At 54.5% G+C, this 19,639-nt stretch carries 14 protein-coding genes; 9 read left to right on the top strand and 5 right to left on the bottom strand.

Annotated features, from left to right (window positions below; translation table 11 throughout):
• Nucleotides 1-225: 225 nt before the first annotated feature.
• From ACN28Q_RS21475 to ACN28Q_RS21450, 6 genes are all read left to right on the top strand, one after another.
• The gene (locus ACN28Q_RS21475; protein WP_095849140.1) at nucleotides 226-2,901 is read left to right on the top strand and encodes a TonB-dependent receptor; all 2,676 of its coding nucleotides are present in this window, start codon (nucleotides 226-228) and stop codon (nucleotides 2,899-2,901) included.
• Complete coding sequence (locus ACN28Q_RS21470) at nucleotides 2,891-3,013, top strand: hypothetical protein (protein WP_257790436.1); 123 nt, start codon at nucleotides 2,891-2,893, stop codon at nucleotides 3,011-3,013. The genes ACN28Q_RS21475 and ACN28Q_RS21470 overlap by 11 nt, the downstream gene beginning before the upstream one ends.
• A gap of 22 nt (nucleotides 3,014-3,035) precedes the next feature.
• Nucleotides 3,036-3,653, top strand: a complete 618-nt coding sequence (locus tag ACN28Q_RS21465; RefSeq protein WP_095848200.1) for a heme acquisition protein HasA — start codon at nucleotides 3,036-3,038, stop codon at nucleotides 3,651-3,653.
• A gap of 201 nt (nucleotides 3,654-3,854) precedes the next feature.
• Nucleotides 3,855-5,660 carry a type I secretion system permease/ATPase gene (locus tag ACN28Q_RS21460; RefSeq protein WP_095849139.1) on the top strand — a complete coding sequence of 602 codons (1,806 nt, stop codon included), beginning with the start codon at nucleotides 3,855-3,857 and terminating at the stop codon, nucleotides 5,658-5,660.
• Between the two features lie 86 nt (nucleotides 5,661-5,746).
• Nucleotides 5,747-7,144, top strand: a complete 1,398-nt coding sequence (locus ACN28Q_RS21455; RefSeq protein ID WP_095848199.1) for an HlyD family type I secretion periplasmic adaptor subunit — start codon at nucleotides 5,747-5,749, stop codon at nucleotides 7,142-7,144.
• Between the two features lie 2 nt (nucleotides 7,145-7,146).
• Nucleotides 7,147-8,496: a TolC family outer membrane protein gene (locus ACN28Q_RS21450; RefSeq protein ID WP_095848198.1), complete on the top strand. Its 1,350-nt coding sequence runs from the start codon at nucleotides 7,147-7,149 to the stop codon at nucleotides 8,494-8,496.
• A gap of 46 nt (nucleotides 8,497-8,542) precedes the next feature.
• Here ACN28Q_RS21450 and ACN28Q_RS21445 read toward each other — a convergent pair whose 3' ends face one another.
• On the bottom strand, nucleotides 8,543-9,733 hold the full coding sequence (locus ACN28Q_RS21445) for a sugar transporter (protein ID WP_095848197.1): 1,191 nt from the start codon (nucleotides 9,731-9,733) through the stop codon (nucleotides 8,543-8,545).
• Between the two features lie 224 nt (nucleotides 9,734-9,957).
• Here ACN28Q_RS21445 and ACN28Q_RS21440 point away from each other — a divergent pair, with 224 nt between their 5' ends.
• From ACN28Q_RS21440 to ACN28Q_RS21430, 3 genes are all read left to right on the top strand, one after another.
• Complete coding sequence (locus tag ACN28Q_RS21440; protein WP_095848196.1) at nucleotides 9,958-10,644, top strand: aspartyl/asparaginyl beta-hydroxylase domain-containing protein; 687 nt, start codon at nucleotides 9,958-9,960, stop codon at nucleotides 10,642-10,644.
• A 127-nt stretch (nucleotides 10,645-10,771) separates the two neighbouring features.
• Nucleotides 10,772-12,121, top strand: a complete 1,350-nt coding sequence (locus tag ACN28Q_RS21435) for a cation:proton antiporter (protein ID WP_095848195.1) — start codon at nucleotides 10,772-10,774, stop codon at nucleotides 12,119-12,121.
• A 484-nt stretch (nucleotides 12,122-12,605) separates the two neighbouring features.
• Nucleotides 12,606-13,946: an anaerobic C4-dicarboxylate transporter gene (locus ACN28Q_RS21430; protein WP_095848194.1), complete on the top strand. Its 1,341-nt coding sequence runs from the start codon at nucleotides 12,606-12,608 to the stop codon at nucleotides 13,944-13,946.
• A 69-nt stretch (nucleotides 13,947-14,015) separates the two neighbouring features.
• Here the strand turns inward: ACN28Q_RS21430 and ACN28Q_RS21425 are convergent, their stop codons facing one another.
• From ACN28Q_RS21425 to ACN28Q_RS21410, 4 genes are all read right to left on the bottom strand, one after another.
• A complete protein-coding gene (locus tag ACN28Q_RS21425) occupies nucleotides 14,016-14,471 on the bottom strand; it encodes a hypothetical protein (protein WP_095848193.1) in 456 nt (151 codons plus the stop codon).
• Nucleotides 14,472-14,785: 314 nt separating this feature from the next.
• Nucleotides 14,786-16,429: a carbohydrate porin gene (locus tag ACN28Q_RS21420; RefSeq protein WP_413541213.1), complete on the bottom strand. Its 1,644-nt coding sequence runs from the start codon at nucleotides 16,427-16,429 to the stop codon at nucleotides 14,786-14,788.
• 71 nt (nucleotides 16,430-16,500) lie between these two features.
• The gene (locus ACN28Q_RS21415; protein ID WP_095848192.1) at nucleotides 16,501-17,874 is read right to left on the bottom strand and encodes an MFS transporter; all 1,374 of its coding nucleotides are present in this window, start codon (nucleotides 17,872-17,874) and stop codon (nucleotides 16,501-16,503) included.
• 40 nt (nucleotides 17,875-17,914) lie between these two features.
• Nucleotides 17,915-19,489 (bottom strand): alpha-L-rhamnosidase-related protein, encoded by a 1,575-nt coding sequence (locus ACN28Q_RS21410; protein ID WP_095848191.1) that lies wholly within the window; start codon nucleotides 19,487-19,489, stop codon nucleotides 17,915-17,917.
• Between the last annotated feature and the right edge of the window lie 150 nt (nucleotides 19,490-19,639).

Below are 19,639 nucleotides of genomic sequence, written 5' to 3'. Positions count from 1 at the left end.
CACAATATGCGGTAAGTTATCTCGCCGCAGCCTGCCGCATTCACCGCATTGCCCTTAGCATCTCATCCGACCAGTAAAATTCTTTTACGGTTTTTGTCATTATCTTCGTCTTGGTAACTATGGAATGATTTTTATTATCATTCGCAGATTGAAAGTTTAAACCTTAGCGGGTGATTTTTTACCCGCAGGCGGTTAATGGGCCTTTTTACCAAGAGCGCGCATAAAATGCAGACATCACAGCAAATTACACTAACAATCAGCCGGCTTGCGCTGGCTATCGGGATAGCGTTCAGCACACTTGTCCCGTTTTCTTATGCCAGGGCCGAACAACCCACAGCGGCCACAACGCACGGCGAGCAACAGGCCGAGTTCACCATTCCCGTACAGCCGCTCAACAGTGCGCTGTTGCGTTTCGCCGAGCAGGCCGGCCTGCAAATCCTGTTGCCGACATCCGGCCTGCTGGACGGTATGCAGGCCACGCCGTTACAAGGGCGTTACCCCGTCAATCAGGCGCTGCGGCGGTTGATCGGCAACAACCCGGTGGACTACCAGATTAGCGCCACCGGCCAAATTACCTTATCCAAACGGGCCAATAAGGGTGCAGCGGAGCAGACGATCATCATCAAAGCCGCGCGTATCGAACATGAAGGCGACTGGATCTATGATCAACCGCGCGCCATCAGCGTGATCTCCCGCGAACAAATGGACAACCGCCCGGCACGCCATGCCGCCGATATGCTGGAACAATCCGCCGGCGTCTACTCCAGCGTTAGCCAGCAGGATCCGGCGCTGTCGGTCAATATTCGCGGCATTCAGGACTATGGCCGCGTCAACATGAACATCGACGGCATGCGGCAGAATTTTCAGAAAAGCGGCCACGGCCAGCGCAACGGCCAGATGTACATCGACTCTGAATTGCTCTCCGGCGTAACCATCGAAAAAGGCGCCACCAGCGGCATGGGCGGCGCCGGCGCCTTCGGCGGCATCGCCACCTTCAACACCGTTAGCGCCAGCGATTTTATCTTCCCGCCGACCAAAGAGATCGGCGGCAGGCTGCATGCCAGTACCGGTGACAACGGCACGCAATTTATCGGCAGCGGCATTCTGGCGCTGGGCAGCGAAACCGGCGATATTCTGGTAGGCGCCAGCGAGCGCCATTTAGGCGACTACTGGCCAGGCAACAAAGGCGATATCGGGGATATTCGTACTTCTCAATATACGCCGGAAGCGACTCAAGCAGCTCAAGACTCCCTGAAAAACGCCAAGGTTCTTGATTCCAACTACACGATGCGTTCACGGCTGGCGAAAATCGGCTGGAACCTGCCCGCCAACCAGCGGCTTGAGCTCTCTTACCTGCAAACCCAGACCTCCACGCCCAACCCCAGCATAATCACTAGCGTCAGCTATCCGAACCTGGGCTGGACACAAAGCGGTTTCAGCGAAGTGATGTCACGCAGCAGCGGGTTGGACTACAGCCTGAAGCCGGACGATCAGGACTGGCTGGACTTCAAGGCCAAGCTGTATTACGTCGACACCAAGGACGATTCCGACACCTACGCCTCCAGTACCACGGCCAACGATGCGTATTCAACGAACACCCGGCTACGCACCTATGGTTTGCAGGCGCAAAATACCTCCCGCGTCTATCCCGCCGCTGGCCATGAATTAACGGCCAACTACGGGCTGGATCTGTTTTACGATAAGGCAACCAGCGATTCCACTCTCGACTCCATGAACGGCGTAACACCGAATGGCAATCGTAGCGTGGCCAGCCTGTTCGCCAACCTGGAGTACGATTATAATGACTGGCTCACCCTACAGGGTGGGATACGCTATGACCGTTACCATCTGCGCGGTTCCACCGGTTTTACGTCTTTTGATTTCCCCTGGACGGTCGATAACCCCTGCACCGAGCGTTCCGCAGCGCGATGCAGCGTTGCAAAAACGCATACCTATGACATCGATGATGAGCATGGGAAGTTTTCCCCCACGGTGGCCATCGCTATCAAGCCGGGCGTAGACTGGCTGGAGCTGTACGGCAGCTACGGCATGTCTTACCGGCCGCCTGCGATCACTGAAACGCTGACGACCGGCAGCGCCCACTCTTCATCCGTGCAATACCCCAACCCGTTTCTTCAGGCAGAACGTTCCCGCACTTGGGAAACCGGGTTTAATATCAAAGCCGACAACCTGATTACCGATACAGATCGGTTGGTGGCCAAAGTCTCCTATTTTGATACGAAGGTCAGCAACTACATTAATATGGAGTTAGCACGCGTCACACCGGGATTATTTTCCCCTTCCACCGGTAACGCCGCCTATGTCAATAACCTGTCCAAAACCCGTTTCCGCGGTCTGGAATACCAGCTTAACTACGACGCCGGGGTATTCTATGCCGATCTAACCTATACCCACATGATTGGGAAAAATGATTTCTGCTCGAAACAGGCATGGATGGGTGGCGTGATTAGCTATGCCGGCAGCAGTAGAAACTACTATGCCGTGCCGCTTGATGACTGGAATAATTTTGCACAGTGTAACACCGGTGCGGTTTTTGGTTCTGCGGCCTATCTGCCAAGCGATCGCGCCAGCCTGACACTCGGCGGGCGCGCGTTTGAACGCAAGCTGGATTTCGGCGTAACCATCCGCTACAACAAAGGCTATCAAGATCATTCCGTTATAAATGACACGGGAACTACAGGTCAGTTTTATGTTGCCGACTGGCCGAAATATACGCTGTTTGATATTTACGCCAGCTATCAGTTAACCCATAACCTGAAAATCAACGGTTCGATAGAAAATATCACCAACCGCGCTTATATCGTCAGCTACGGCGATGCGCTGTCCTATACCCTTGGGCGCGGCAGAACCGTTCAGGGGGGAATCACCTATGAATTTTAAAAGCTTGCCATTTCCCGGCTTAGGGAAAATAGCAGGAAATGATTATGCGGTAATACCTTCCGCATCGTCACCAGCGGGTGAAAAAGGAATGACTTTACTTCACCCGAATTAATATCACACAAGAGGAATACCTTATGAGCTTTTCTATTACCTACAGTGCTGATTATTCCGATCTCGATATTAGTTCATACCTGACAGACGAATGGTTGGCGACATTTGGCGACGCCAACCATACCAACGGCAACGTAACGCCAAGTAACTCCGGCGGCTTCTACGGCGGCGCCGATCAGTTCAGCGGCACGCAGTATGCCCTGGTAAGCCCGGATAACCAGATTTCTGCGTTTCTCGCCGAGGGGCAATTAAGTTACAACTTTACCAATCATGTTCTGTCGGGATCGTTAGACTCGTTGACTTTTGGCGATGGCCTGGCCGGCGGTAGTACCAGTGAGTTCGTCGTTCAGGAACCGCAGGTCACTTTTAACGGGCTGAATCTCTCCAGCACAGGAAGCGACGGTGTTGTTCATCAATCCATATACGGCCTGATGACCGGCACGGTTGATCCGCTGATTGATGCATTAGAAGGTATTTTCAGCGGCCTCAACGCTTCATCAGCCTTTGATGTCGCCTTCCAGGATCTGGATCTCGACGGCGATCTCACCATCACTGAAGCGGAAATCACCGCCTATGGTTCGGCCGCCACCGCCGCGACGGTCGGCGTAGCCGAAGTTACGGATGAACTGCTGGCTGCCTAAGAAAAGCGGCTAAAAGTGTCCGCTTTTAGCCGCCCGGCACTACGCCGCCGCGTCCGCAACGTTACCGGGCCGCGGCGGCGTTTCAGTGTAATCGCTGCCGTTATTACCCGCAATAACGCAAGGTGTAACGGATGCGCTTAACAGACAACCGGTTGCGGCATGGCGCGGTGCGCCAGCGGCAACCCGCAAGATGGATGGCCTATGCGTATTGCAAGCGGCAAGGAAACACGTTTTTCCCCTCCGCCCTCCCCCTCGCCGCGCCACGAAATTCTCGGCGCGCTGGCGGCTTACCGCCAGGCGTTCTGGGGCGTAGGCCTGTTCAGCGCGGTGATCAACCTGCTGATGCTGACGCCAGCCATCTACATGCTACAGGTTTACGATCGCGTGCTGTCTTCCGGCAACACGATGACGCTGGGCATGCTGACGGCAATGGCGCTCGGCCTGTTCGCGCTGATGGGGCTGCTGGAATGGGTACGCAGCGCGGTGGTGATCCGCCTGGGCACCCAAATGGATATGCGGCTGAACCAGCGAGTGTACAACGCCGCGTTCGCCAGCCAGTTGCAAGGGCAGCCGGCGCGCGCCGGGCAGGCGCTGAACGATCTGACCGCGCTGCGCCAGTTCGCCACCGGCAACGCGCTGTTCGCCTTTTTCGACGCCCCGTGGTTCCCGGTTTATCTGCTGGTGATCTTCCTGCTGCATCCGTGGCTGGGCGTGATGGCGCTGGCCGGCGCTGCGGTGCTGATCCTGCTGGCCTGGCTCAACCAACGCCTGACGCGGGAACCGCTGGAACAGGCCGGGCGCATCACCATTCAGGCCACGCAACAGGCCAACGCCAATCTGCGCCACGCCGACGCCATCGAAGCGATGGGCATGTTGCCCGCCCTGCGCGCCCGTTGGCTGGGCCAGCACGTGCGCTTCCTGCAGCAACAAAATTTGGCCAGCGAAAAGAGCGCCACCGTGACGGCGCTGACCAAATCGCTGCGGCTGGCCCTGCAATCACTGATGCTGGGCCTTGGCGCCCTGCTGGCCGTGGCGGGCGAAATCACACCCGGCATGATGATCGCTGGTTCGATTTTGGTCGGCCGGGTGCTGAGCCCTATCGATCAACTCATCGGGGTGTGGAAACAATGGTCGCAGGCACGGCTGGCCTGGCAGCGAATCAGCGTGCTGCTGGCCGCCTATCCCGAACGCACGCCCGGTATGCAACTGCCTGAACCACTGGGGCGCTTGCAGGTTGAGCAGATCAACGCTGCCCCGCCCCATGCCCGCACGCCAGTGCTGCGCAATATCTCCTTCGCCCTTGAGCCAGGGGACGTACTGGGCGTTATCGGCCCATCCGGTTCCGGCAAATCGACGCTGGCGCGCCTGTTGGTGGCCGCGCAACCGGCGCTCAGTGGCAAGGTGCGGCTCGATGGCGCCGACATGCACCAATGGGACAAAGGCGATCTGGGCCGTTTCATCGGCTATCTGCCGCAGGACGTGCAATTGTTCGCCGGGACTATCGCCGAAAACATCGCCCGCTTCAGCCAGCCGGATGCCGAACAGGTGGTCGCCGCAGCCCGCCTGGCCGGCGTACACGATCTGATCCTCCGCCTGCCCCAGGGTTACGACACACCTCTGGGCGAAAACGGCAGCGGCCTGTCCGGCGGGCAAAAGCAGCGGGTCGCGCTGGCGCGGGCCGTCTACGGCAGGCCGAAGCTGACGGTGCTGGACGAACCCAACGCCAGCCTGGATGAGGAAGGCGAAAAAGCGCTGCTGGCGGCGATCGCACAGCTAAAGGAACAGGGCGCCACCCAAATCCTGATAACCCACAAACCGGCTCTGCTTAGCTGTGCCAATAAGCTGCTGGCGCTGCGTGACGGGCAAGTCAGTTTCTTCGGCCCGGCGGAAAAACTGCAACAGCAGATGACGAAACGCAAGCCGCCGCCCGCCGCCGGGGCATTCTCTCCTGGCCTGAGCATGGTCTATAACGCCAAAGGGCCACGCCAGGCTGCGCCCGAACGTTAATTTTCACTATTTGTGGGCATTTGCGCGGCCACGCTACCTTCACGGCGCGTGGCACCACGGAATCCCCTTATTGCACGAGGAACCGCATGTCTCTACACCCCGAGTCAGCACCGCCCCATGTTAACCGCCCGCCGACATCCTCCGCGGCCAGCCCCGCGCCAGAGCCCGCCGTGCTGCCGCTACACACCGACTCCGGGCGCTATCTCAAATACGGCTTGATGCTGGTGCTGCTGGGGTTCGGCGGTATGCTGCTGTGGGCTGGCCTGGCGCCGCTGGATAAAGGCGTCGCGGTTTCCGGCAAGGTGATCGTCACGGACAACCGTAAAGTGGTGCAGCCCGCCGCCGCCGGGCGCGTCGCTCATTTATATGTCCGCGAAGGGGACAGCGTGCTGCGGGGGCAGGTGCTGGCCGAGCTGGACGTCACGCCGGCCAAAACCCAGCGCGACAATCTGCGCATTCAATTATTGGAAGCCCAACTGCGCGCGGCGCGTCTGCAGGCCGAACGGGATGCGTTGCCGCAACTACCCACACCCGATCCGGCGCTGTTCACCACACTACCCGGCGATGAATTCCCTGCCTTAACCGTGCAGCAGATCCAACTGGGGCAACAGCAGTTGTTTCTCAGCCGCCGCGCGGCGCTGCGCCAGGAGATCGCCGCCATGCGGGCCGCCATCGACGGTAACCGCGCCCAGCAGCAAGGGACGCGCGCGCTGTTAGCAAGCTACACCCAGCAGTCCCGGCTGCTTGGCGAACAGCTCGGCAACCTGCGCCCACTGGCCGCAGAAGGCTACATCCCGCGTAACCGGCTGTTGGAGACGGAACGCCAGGCGGCCCAACTGCACGGCGATCTAGCCCAACAGAACGGCACGCTGGCGCAGATTGGGCAGCAGATCACCGAGCTGGAACAGAAAATGCTGCAGCGGCAGGAGGAGTACCAAAAAGAAGTGCGCACCCAGTTGGGCGAGGCCCAGCTCAGCATTCAGGATCTCGCTCAGCGTCTTGCGGCCGCAGAATATGAGCTGCAAAACACGCGCATCACCGCGCCGGCCAGCGGCAACGTGGTCGGCCTGACATTGCACACCGAAGGCGGCGTGGTCAGCAATGGGCAAACGTTGATGGAGATCGTGCCGCAGGGGCAACCGTTGCAGGTCGAGGCGCAACTCCCTATTGAGTTGGTAGACCGGATCGCGCCCGACTTGCCGGTTGAACTGATGTTTTCCGCGTTTAATCAAAGCACCACACCGCGCGTAACCGGGCGCGTCGCACTGGTGGGCGCCGACCAGCTCACCGATCCCCAAACTAACCTCCCCTACTACCCGCTGCGCATCAACGTCGACGAACAGGGCAAGCGTCAGCTATCCGGTCTGCATATCCGCCCTGGCATGCCGGTCGAGGCTTTTGTTCGAACCGGTGAGCGTTCCCTGCTGAATTATCTGTTTAAACCGCTGTTCGATCGCCTGCATATCGCTTTATCGGAGGATTAACTATGCGCGTTGCCGTTCGTCCCGGACGTTCATTTACCCAGCGCGTTCGTCTGCTGTTATGGTGCGTTACGCTGGGCTACAGCGCCCCAAGCCAGGCGTTGGGATTGGTCGAGGCCTGGCGGCAGGCGCTAAGCCACGATCCCGTTTTCCAGGCCGCCATCCATGCACGCAACGCCGAAGCGGAAGAGAAAAATATCGGCCGCGCCGCGCTTTTGCCGAAAATCAATTACGACTATAGCCATTCGCACAACGACTCCACCGTCACCAGCGGCGAATTGCGCAGCGATCGCAACTACAACAGCCACGCTTCGACGCTTTCGTTCCAGCAACCGCTGCTGGATTATGAAGCCTGGTCGCGCTATCAGCAGGGCGGCGCTTCAGCGCAGATGGGCAACGAGCAGTTGCGCGATGCCGGCCAACAACTGCTGGTGCGGTTGTTTCAGGCCTACAGCAACGTGCTGTTCAGCCAGGAAGAAATCGCGCTGGTTCAGGCGCAACGGCGAGCCTACCGGGAGCAATATCGGCTCAACCAGCGGCTGTTCGAACAGGGGGAAGGCACGCGCACCGACATACTGGAAACCGAAGCCAGGCTGAACCTAGCCGACGCGCAGTTGATCGAAGCGCAGGATAACCTCAACCTGAGTGAACAGGAACTGGCGAAGCTGCTTGGTGCGCCGATCGCCGCCGCACAGCTCGCGCCGCTTGACGCCCGGTTCGCCCCGCGCCCGTTGCAGCCGGCCAACTTCGGCCACTGGCAAAATCTGGCACTGCACCACAATGCGCAACTGCTGGCGCTCAGCCAGTCGCTGGCGGTATCTCGTTATGAAATTGAACGCAGCCGGGCCGGCCACCTGCCGCGTGTTACTCTGGTCGCCAACGCGCGCAAAAGCAGCTCAGACAGTGAAAGCAGTTATAACCAAAAATACGACACCCGCTCAATCGGCGTGCAAATCAGCGTGCCGCTGTTTGCCGGCGGCGGCGTATCGGCGGCCACGCGGCAGGCCGGCGAACGCTATCAGCAGGCGGCGAAAGAAAAAGACGAACAGATACTGACAGTACAATTAGAATTGCGCCGCCAGTTTAATCTGGTGACCAGCAGCCAGGCCAAAATCAAAGCGTATCAGTTGGCGGAACGTGCCGCGCAAGCGCTGGTGTTGGCGACGCGGAAAAGCGTGAGCGGCGGCGAACGGGTCAATCTGGATGTTTTAAATGCCGAACAGCAGCTTTACAGCACCCGGCGTGATCTGGCCGAGGCCCGTTACGCCTGGCTGAGCGCCTGGCTACAGTTACGCTACTACGCCGGCACACTGGATGAGCAAACGCTGCGGCAGTTGGCGGCCTATTTCGGCTAGCCATATGAAGAAGCCCGCTTCACCAAGGTGACAGCGGGCGAAGTGATTAGACTTGGTTGTGCTGCAACCGTTCACTGCGGTAAAAGTGCAACAGGCACCAGCCCAGCGCAATCAGCGCCAGCGGCGCGCCCACAAAGCCGACGTTCGACATCCCCAGGTGCAGGCTCACCTGGTTCCCCAACAGCGCCCCGCCGCCGATACCCAGATTGTACAAGCCGGAATAGATAGAGGTCGCCACGTCGGTGGCATCCGGCGCCTGGTTCAGCACCTTGGCCTGCATCGACAGACCAATCGACATGATGGCAATCCCCCAGACAGCGCACAGCATGGTCATGGTGGATTCACTGTAGGAAGCCGGCAACAGCAACAGCAGGCTTATCGCCAGCAACGCAATAGCACCAATGAAAAAACCGGATGGAAAACGCTCGCTAAAGCGGCTGAACAACACGCTGCCGATGATACCGAATGCGCCGAACAGCAACAGCATCAGGGTGGTGAAATTATCAGACAGGTGGGCCACATCCTGAATAAACGGCTCAATATAGCTATACGCGGTGAAGTGCGCGGTAATCACCACCACGGTCATCATATACAGGCCAACCAGCTCCGGGCGCTTAAACAGCATCGGGACGCTGGCCAGGGAGCCGGAGTGTTCACTCTTGAGCACCGGCAGCAGGCGCCACAGCATCAGCAACGCGACGGTAGCCGCCACTGCGATACCGATGAACGTCATGCGCCACCCCAGCAGTTGCCCGACGATACGCCCCAGCGGCAGGCCAAGCACCATGGCCAGCGCCGTACCGCCTGCCAACATGCTCAGCGCGTGCGCTTTTTTGCCCGCCGGCGCCACACGGATCGCCAGCGAGGCGGTGATAGACCAGAACACCGAGTGCGCCAACGCCACGCCGGCGCGGCTCACGATCAGCGTGGTAAAACTCCACGCCACGGCGGTCAGCACATGGCTGACGATAAACAGAATAAATACCCCGATCAGCAGTTTGCGCCGTTCAATCTTGCTGGTCAGTAGCATGCAAACCAAAGAGAACGCGGCCACAATCCAGGCGTAGATGGTGATCATCAACCCCACCTGCTCCGTTTGCATATCGAAGCTGCGGGCGATATCACTCAATAAGCCCACCGGGATAAATTCCGTGGTATTGAAAATAAATGCGGATACGGCAAGCACAAGAACGCGCATCCAAGCAGTCGAGCGCGAAACGCGAGATTCTTCTTCCATTTTTAACAAGGTCCAGAGCGGGTGGGTGCAGTCAATGCGGTATTTTAGCCAAGCATGATTACAAATGCGACATTCATCACATTTTTATTACGTGTTTTTATCAACAGCATCCTATCAAGAAACATTAGCGATAAACGCCGCCGGGCCGGAAAACTGCCCTGATTTCAATCACCGGCTAGACTTGGTGGAGATATAAGATATTCAATCCACATTTTGGGGCCACCATGTCAATAATTTACGATCGGGCCGTCGCCGGGTTACGCCATCTTTACGACAGCCGCATCAGCAGCCCGCCGGTGCTTAACAGCGCAGAGTTGTTCCCCGCCGCACAGCGCTTCACGGAAAACTGGCGGCAGATACGTGAAGAAGCGCTGAATGTGGCGCACAACCTGCAGCACATCCCGCGTTTCCACGAGATTATGCAAGAGCAAGCCTCCATTTCCGCCAACGATGCCCGTGACTGGCGAATGTTCGTTATGCAAGCGTACGGCCAGCCAATCCACCGCAACCTGGCGCGTTGCCCACAGTTGGCTGCGCTGATTGCCCGTTCGCCGGACGTGCTTTCCGCCTCCTTATCTTTTTTGGCTCCTGGGAAACAGGTGCCGCCGCATCGCGGCCCGTTCAGGGGGATCCTGCGCGGTTATCTGGTGCTCTCGATGCCCAAACGCGCCGACGGCGCTCCCGCCGCAGTGCTTAAAATCGCCGGCCGGGAATATCGCCTGAACGAAGGCGAGTTTTTACTGTGGGACGACACCTTTGAGCATGAGGTTTGGAACGATAGCGACCAGGTACGCACCGTTTTGCTGCTGGACGTGCGCCGGCGCGATCTGCCCACCGGGCTGCGCCTGCTGTCCAGCGCCATTATCGCCATGGTGAGGCTGAACGTCCGCGTGTTCCAACGTAACTGGTAAAAGCGGCCCACTTTATAACCACAACGGCCAATCCTGTTTAAAAATCATTCATTTCAAACGGATAGCCTTTCCTCTTCGTTATTTGACGCCATACTTACAACAACAGACAAACCACAGAGGAGTAAGAATGGAATTTCTTGGCTGGACTGCCGCAACTGGCGGTTTATTACTGTTGATGTCGCTGGCATCGGGTTGGATCAAACGTGGCCCGATCACCGTTTTCGCACTCTACCTGACGGCGGGCATCGTATGCGGCCCCTGGGTGTTAAACCTGCTGCAAGTGGATATTACGGCCCACGCGGAGCTGGCAAAAAATATCACCGAAATCGCCATCGCCGCGTCGCTGTTTATTACCGGCCTCAAGCTCCGGCTGCCGCTGAAAAGCCAGGGCTGGTACATCGGCCTGCGGCTTGCCTTTCCCGGCATGCTGCTGACGGTCGCCGGTGTGGCGCTGGCGGCGCACTACCTTGCCGAACTCTCCTGGCCGCTGTCACTGGCGTTTGGCGCCATCGTTGCGCCGACCGACCCGGTGCTGGCAAGTTTGATTTCGGTTAACGATGCCCGCGACAGCGATAATCTGCGCGTTTCGCTTTCCAGCGAGGCGGGCATGAACGACGGCAGCGCCCTGCCGCTGCTGATACTGGCAGTAATGATGATAACCACGCCGGGCGGCCTGTCGCTGGCGGCATTCGGCCAGTGGGCGCTGGTGGACGTGCTGTGGGCCATTACCGCCGGGGTGAGTATTGGTTTTGCCATGGGCCGCCTGGTTGGCCAGTACGCCACGCATCTACGCCACACCCATCAGGACGTGGCGCCGAACGATTTTCTGGCGTTGGCGCTGATCGCCCTCAGCTACGCAGCGGCGCAGGCGCTGGATGCTTCAGGCTTTCTGGCGGCCTTTGCCGCCGGCGTTGGGCTACGCCGGGCCGAGATCCGCGTGGTCAATCTGCAACCCGCCGACCAGTTTTCCGACAGCAACAACCGCCCGCCTGCCGAAGAACTGGTCAACCCGCATATCCGCCACGAACCGGGTGAAACCAACCCCACCAGCTCCGCCGGTTTAGTGGTGGGTGATGCCCTGTCGTTCGGCGATACGGTGGAAAGGCTGTTTGCCGCGATGATTATTATCGTGCTTGGCATTACGCTGGCCCACCACTGGGCGCCCATGGGGCTGCTGATGGCGGCGTTGCTGTTTGTGGTTATCCGGCCGCTCTCCGTCTGGATCGCCACCGCCGGCATGAAAGCCCCCGTTGAACAGCGCCTGATCCTAGGGTGGCTGGGCATTCGCGGCATCGGCAGCATTAACTATATCGCCTTTGCCTTTACCCATGGGCTGGCCGGCAGTGAGGTGACGCGCATGGCCGATATGGCCTTTACGCTGATCGTCGCCAGCGTGGTGGTGCATGGCATGTCGGTCACGCCGCTGCTCAGTTGGCGGCAGGCCAAAAAAACCGCCAGGGAGCGCGATAAGCCCTGATCCGCAGCGGTGCAAACACCCTTGAAATAAGCTGGGATTTCCTGCTTAACCCCGCGGGGCTACACCCTGCGGGGAAAATTATTTTAGCCGCGGCGGAATATTATCCCAGTAAACTTACACCGCTGTTTTTTATAAAACAGGCCTTATTTAAAACAAAATAGGAACATTGCAATAACAAAAAATACATAATGGCACATGAAAATAGCAGAAATAAGCTAAATTAAAAATAAAGATAAAAAAAGAAGATAAAAGCAATAATTAATATGTAGATCATCAGGTTAGCAAAGGTTCCTATCAATAAAACCGTATCAATATCTATTTGTTATTGGGATCTACCTCTCCTATCTTACATAAATTATAAAATTTTTTTAATTAATAGAGTTAGATCAAAAAATCAATTTGAATGAATAACCTATAGTACCCCCTAAAGAAGTAGGACAATTTTTTAATTAACGTAAGTGTCTCTGTGAGCGATGGGGTTACTATGGACTTTATTATTCAACTGGTCATTGTCCTGATCTGCCTATTTTACGGCGCAAAAAAAGGTGGTATCGCGCTGGGATTACTGGGTGGCATCGGGCTGGTCATCCTGGTTTTCGTGTTTAAACTCGAACCGGGGAAACCGCCTATCGATGTGATGCTGGTCATCATTTCCGTTGTGGCAGCGTCGGCAACGCTGCAAGCCTCGGGCGGCCTTGATGTGATGCTGCAAATGGCGGAAAAATTGCTACGGCGCAATCCTAAATATGTCTCAATCATCGCGCCTTTCGTGACCTGTATCCTGACCATTCTCTGCGGCACCGGCCACGTGGTGTATACCATTTTGCCGATTATCTACGATGTGGCGATTAAAAATAATATTCGCCCCGAACGGCCCATGGCCGCCAGCTCGATCGGCGCGCAGATGGGCATCATCGCCAGCCCGGTTTCCGTCGCCGTGGTGTCGCTGGTGGCGATGCTGGCCAACTTCACCTTTCACGGTAAGCACCTGGAATTTCTCGATCTGCTGGCGATCACCATCCCCTCCACTCTGCTCGGCATTCTGGCGATTGGGATTTTCAGTTGGTTCCGCGGCAAAGATTTAGACAAAGATCCGGAGTTTCAGAAATTCATTTCCGTGCCGGAAAACCGGGAATATGTTTACGGTGATACCGCCACGCTGCTGGACAAAAAGCTGCCGCGCAGCAACTGGGTCGCGATGTGGATTTTTCTTGCGACTATCGCCGCCGTTGCGCTGCTAGGGGCAGTGGCAGAACTGCGCCCGGCGTTTAACGGCAAGCCGCTGTCGATGGTCCTGGTGATCCAGATGTTCATGCTGGTTTCCGGGGCGCTGATCATCATCACCACCAAAACCAACCCGGCTTCCATCTCCAAAAACGAGGTTTTCCGCTCCGGGATGATTGCGATTGTGGCGGTGTACGGCATCGCCTGGATGGCGGAAACCATGTTCGGCGCCCATTTGGAACAGATTAAATCCGCCCTCGGGACGCTGGTGAAAGAGTACCCGTGGGCGTATGCGCTGATCCTGCTGCTGGTGTCCAAGTTTGTTAACTCGCAGGCTGCCGCGCTGGCGGCCATTGTGCCGGTGGCATTGGCGATCGGCGTTGACCCGGCCTATATTGTGGCCTCTGCGCCGGCCTGTTACGGCTATTATATTCTGCCCACCTACCCGAGCGATCTAGCCGCCATCCAGTTCGACCGCTCCGGGACAACGCATATCGGGCGCTTTGTGATTAACCACAGCTTTATTCTTCCCGGCCTGATTGGCGTGACAACCTCCTGTATCTTTGGCTGGGTGTTTGCCGCCATGTACGGCTACTACTGATTGTTAGCCCACGCGCTGGCGCCCTTGTGCAGGTTGTTCAGGATGCACAAGGGCGCCGCGAGGATGAGGTTAAAGACGCAAAATCGTCGGTTCGATAATCTCTACATCCGGGTTGGCGGCCTTCACCGCCGCCAAAAAGCCTAAAAAGTCATTATTAAAAAAAGTGATGTTATGCCTGAAACGGAACTCTTTTGCCCCACCATAGCGAGAATATCGCACAGCCCAGACGCGCCGGTTATTAATCTTCACCTCTGTCGGGCTGATTTTAACGATATCTGATAGCGGCACCTTGTAAACTTCGCTCCCTTTAATTTTATAAATATACGCTAAATCATAAAAATAGTTATCCGTTTTAATCCCCAGCAGCCTTCGAAAAAAAGACCTTTCAGAGATGCGTTTTATTTCGCCCGGTTTAAAATTCATATTATTTTTGGCCGAGGATTTATAAGAAGATAACTTGGATGAGAAAACCATGATGATAGCGAATAAAAACAGGATAATTATAATGCTCAGGATGATATTCATTCGCGGAACCTTTAAACACGGGCTACAAGATATAACATCAGTCTTTGTTGTGGTCAAGGCTAAAGCTACGGCACCATAAGTTGTATATAAACACTTCACCCAGAACAGGTTATATCCTGCGATTTTGGTAAGAAAAATATTAAAATATTTTTTTGCAAAAAAACGTTTGGCTGATAAAAAATGAACACCATTACATTAACGTAAACTAAAGGGCAACACATTCATGAACATTTACATCCACGAAAGATATTAATCCATACGGATTATAAGCCCCCCCCCCCCGGAATGTATCTTTACATTCCGGGGCGTGATCATCAGAACCAAATTTCAGTTTGCACACCAAAGCTCCAGTTGCCGCCGGAGGTAAATCCTGCACTACCGAAATCATCATTAACAGCATAACGATCCAATTCTTTATCCCAGTTCATGTACGTGACAAAGAAACGAATTTCCGGCCGAGCTTTAATATCAAACACATCGCCCACTTTAAACGTAGGGGAAAAAGTTAATTTGTAAAAATCCCCTTTTACTGCCTGATAGGTCTCTACAACGCCGTCATTATTGTACGTCCTGCCATTCGGATTTAGATCCATGTATTGCCACGAGGCTTCGTAAAGCAACGCAAAGTTTTGAGTGATTGCCTGTGAGGCACGCAGGTTAAAGGAAGCCCAGTCGTAACGGTCACCACTGCGATAACGATTTTCACTGTGTTGTGCAATCATTGACGGGGCGATTTCCCAGTTTTTCGTGACCGGCAGAATACCGTACGTTGCGAACCTCATCGAGGTTGCATCACGGGTCAGGTCACCATCACTTCCCGGCTGCCGTGCTTCTGCGCCAAGCCCACGCCCGAACTGCAACGCACTTTCTGAGCTGCCCGGCAATAAACCGTAAAATCGCTGTTTGTCGTGATAAGCCAGCATCGCGTAATAGCCATGCTGAGCTGTGTTGTCACTGCGCAATGCGTAACTTCCCGTGGTCGACGCATTGTCTTTCAGTCCATCATTACCCTGAGCCGTCATACCGGTAAGCATCAATTGCCAGTTGTCATAGAAATTATTTACGGTCAGCATCACGTTTTGCACATCATTATCGTGGTACCGATCACTACCGAGATCGCCAAAGTTACGAGCATAGAGCGAAAAGTCGTTTTTGAAATGCGGGGTCCACTGTACGTCATTGATCCCGCCCCCCGTACCCCCGAGGAACATGATGTCGCTGTCGGTGAAATGGATATCGAAATTATCTCTGTCGAACCGTTTGCCGGCCCACAAGGTGGCGTTTTTCACCGGCCCACCGAAACTCGGCAAGTCCATCATTTCCACGTAAATCTGTCGAATATTCAGATGATGGCTGTCGTTATCCTCAACCCATGGATTTGGATTATTCGCCCCATCGGCCAGCATGGTTTTAAACCGCGCTTTTGATCCGTCATCAAACTGAAGGTGTTTGATAAAACTGAGCTCAACGTAGTTATCTTTTTCATTACCCAGACGACCAACGTGCGCATCACCGCCGATTGAGCTGGCAGGAGAAATTCCCGGCCCACCCCGCGCACCGTGCCCATTACTATTGAATAACATACCGGAGCGAGCATAGCCAGAGAACTCAAATCCATCGGCTGTCGTGGTATTTTTACTCGAAGCCAATGAGGTTTCTGCAATTTTTTCCCCCGTAGTGGCCGTCTGTACTTCGACGGCCGACGTGCGGTATTCTAGCTGCCGTATCCTGTTTTCAGCCACCTTTGCACGAGTATTAGCATCCAGTGTTTGCTGCTCAGCCTGTGTGGCGCGTAACTGAGCCTGTCTGGCATCGTTTTCAGCCTGATTCAAACGTTTTTCCAGTAAAGACAGGCGTTGTTCTACGGTTAAAGTTCTTTCGTCGGCGAAGCTAATTGCCGGTAACATCATGCCAATAAAAAGACATAACATTCCTGCGTAATTTGTCGTAAAACGCATAGAGAGTCCCTTTGTCGTGGTCAGGAAATATTACTGTGCTTGACGGTTTTTCGTAAAATATCATTCACTGTTTAATTATTAATATCACGCGTGGCACTACCAATGGCATTACATTTCCTTTCATCAAGCTCATTTTTTATTTTTTCATAATTATCATCAAGGCGATAATAACGGCCAATCCAGAACATTGAGCAAAGAATAAGGGCCGCGGGGATATACAGGTAGCAAGCTTTGATAACCACTAGTGCCTGGGTGTTTTGCACCTGATTTGCCGCGTAACCGCCCGCAGAGAGCAGTATGCCACTGATTGCGCCAGCGCCGGCCATAGCAACCTTACCCAGAAAACCGTTGATTGAGGTCAGGATACCTGCCGTATTGATACCGGTTTTCCATTCGCCATAATCGACAGGATCGGCCTGCATTGAAAAATAGATGGCCGTGCGTTGCCCTGCACCTATAGATAATATAGTCACACCGACAAGCAGCCCCAAAATGGCACTCCCGGAGAATATCATTACTAACATACCCGCTAAATTAATGGCACAAGCGAATAAGTAGACGTAGCGCTTTTTCATTTTCTCCGCCATAAAGGGAACGGTTAACGTCCCTAGTAAGGGGACAAAAGTTGAGATACCTGCAGCAATTGCCGTAATATTCGGGTTACCAACATAATAATTAAAAAAATACACCAGTGCGCCAGTCTGGAAAAAAAACGCTCCCCACATCAGAAAAATATTAACGGCAAAAACGAACCAAGGACGGTTGTGACGCAAGCTGGTCCACGCCCGGTGAAGGGTCATTTTTTCATTTTGAACGTTAATGCTTTCTTTCACGTTAGCAAAGCTCAGCAACAGGAAAAAGACGGCAATCCCGCCGAAAATCATTGCGGTATAAAAGAATCCGGATTGTTGATTGCCATTGCCGAGTGAATGTACCAGCGGCAAGGTCGCCACGGCCACAACGGTAGAACCGAGCGACCCCATAACAATGCGCACTGCTGAAAGTGTTGTGCGTTCTTTCGAATCATTGGTGAGAAAAGGCAGCATTGCGCAGAAAGGGATATTCACCAACGTATAAAGAAACGACAGGCACAAATAGGTTAGAAATGCATACCAGAGTTTGCCCGTCAGGCCGAAATCAGGGACATAAAACGACATGATGCACAACAAACCAAACGGCACCGCGCCGATCAACAGATAGGGGCGGCAACGCCCCCAGCGGGTATTGGTATTGTCAATAACGAGCCCCATCAGAACATCGGCAACGCCATCGACCAACCGGGTTACTAAAAATATCAGTCCGGTATAATAGGCGGGTAGCCCCATAATATCGGTATAAAAGAACATGAGGTAGAGCGAGATCATCTGCCAGACCAAGTTACAGGACAAATCGGCGATCCCATATCCCAGGCGTTGCCGCCACAGGGAAAATGTCATTTTTTGCATGGTTTATTCTCTTGAGGGTGGTGGTTATTTTTTAAATGCGTTACAACCCGTATTTACGAATGAAATAAGCGGGAGTACAGCTCCAGGCATGGCAATAACTGTTAATTAATTTGCTGCCATAGGGAGAAAAATCGGGACGATTGGGGTCGTACAACTCCCAGAACGTATCAGCTCCGGCCTGAACCATGCCCCCCCAGTATTTTTTAATTTCGTGCACTGCGCGCTCGGTTTCACCAACACTTATCAATGCGTCGATAAAATGGTGCATCATGTAAGGCGTGTTCATCCCGATTTCGGGTTGTGTGGCCAACAGATTAGCAACCAGCCGCGAACGAAACGCTTCATCACCGACTCCCGCCAGCACCAGCCAAACCTGGGATGCACAGGATATTTGCCCATCTGAGCCACTAATGAAAAAGCCTTTATCTTCGTCCCACAATTCACGCATTGCCGCTGTTTCCAGTCGTCTTATATTCAGATCCAGCAAGGCGGTTTTGCCACGATCCGTCCGTTCTGCCAATTGGTCTGCTTTTTTAAGGCAATAAATCAGCACCCCCTGTGTAGCAGCTTGCTTATTCAAGGACGCATGCCAGTCAATAAACGACCACCAATTGTCACTGTCGCGAAGAATGCCATTTTCTTTGACGAGTTTGAGAGCAAGTTCAATCTGACGCCAGGCCGTTGGCCACAGATCATCCAACGTTGCCAAATCGCCTGTTACGGCAATATAATCAGCAAGTGTTGCAACAAAAAATAGTGCGTAATCAAGCAAAAAAGTATCGTCGGCAATCACCTCGGGTTTTATAAACAGGTTGGAGGAAACCATGCCATCCTCACGTGTCACCCCGGCAAACAAATACAGGCAGCGTTTCACCAGATCGTTCTGACCAAAAGTCTGGTAATTGACCAGCGCCTGCAAACGCAAATCCCCCAGCCACAACCGACGGTCACGTTTAGGCCCATCCTCAAACACTTCCTGCATGCAATTACGTAACGTCAGCACGCTGACCTGGTCGATTTTCCCCAGCAGAGCATCCGGGTGATGGACATGGGTGAGCGTAGTGCTATCTGCCGACGTCACTGTAGTAAGACGGATATCACTGAGCCGGAGATTGAACTTCGCGGAAGTCGACACAACGTGAATTTTTACGTACCGGCAGCAATAGCGACGTGGTAATCGAAGCTGTACCGGCAAAACGTCAAGGTACACATCTTCCTGCTGTAACCAACTGCTGCTCAGCCAGCCATCATAGCCACTGAATGGTTCGGCGACTTCGGCCGGCGTTTCACCAAATATTAATTGCAGATGCGCCGGGGCGTCCGGTGGGCTCCCTGCCGCTTCGCAACGCAAGCTCAAATAACCGACACAATGCGTCCCGAAATCGATAATGATCTCATCGCTGGGAGCCAGTTCCCACTGCGTCAGACTGGATATCGCGCCGCTCATTTCAGTTCGCCATCCCAAAATCTGCGAACTGTCCTCTGCGACATGAATCAAACAAACCGGCAGGCAGCAGGACTGCTGCAAAGTCGGCAGCAGTCCTGCTGCGGTAGTAAGAAAGTGTGGGTTGCGGTTAAATATAAGGTCGTTATTTTTCTGAATCCCTTGAGACATTCACTTACTCCTGTTCAATAATGTTGTGGAATCAAGTGTGCTCCTGGCGATATCTGCCAGCCATTCCGAAATTGCCAGTATTACTGCTGTAATGGCAGCCATAGTGGGGTAGTTACGGTAATGATCACAAATCCTGAAAAACTATTGGCT

Origin of the sequence: Gibbsiella quercinecans, assembly GCF_002291425.1 — a bacterium.
Taxonomy (GTDB): Bacteria; Pseudomonadota; Gammaproteobacteria; order Enterobacterales; family Enterobacteriaceae; genus Gibbsiella; species Gibbsiella quercinecans.
This window is presented reverse-complemented; position numbering and strand designations above follow the sequence as displayed.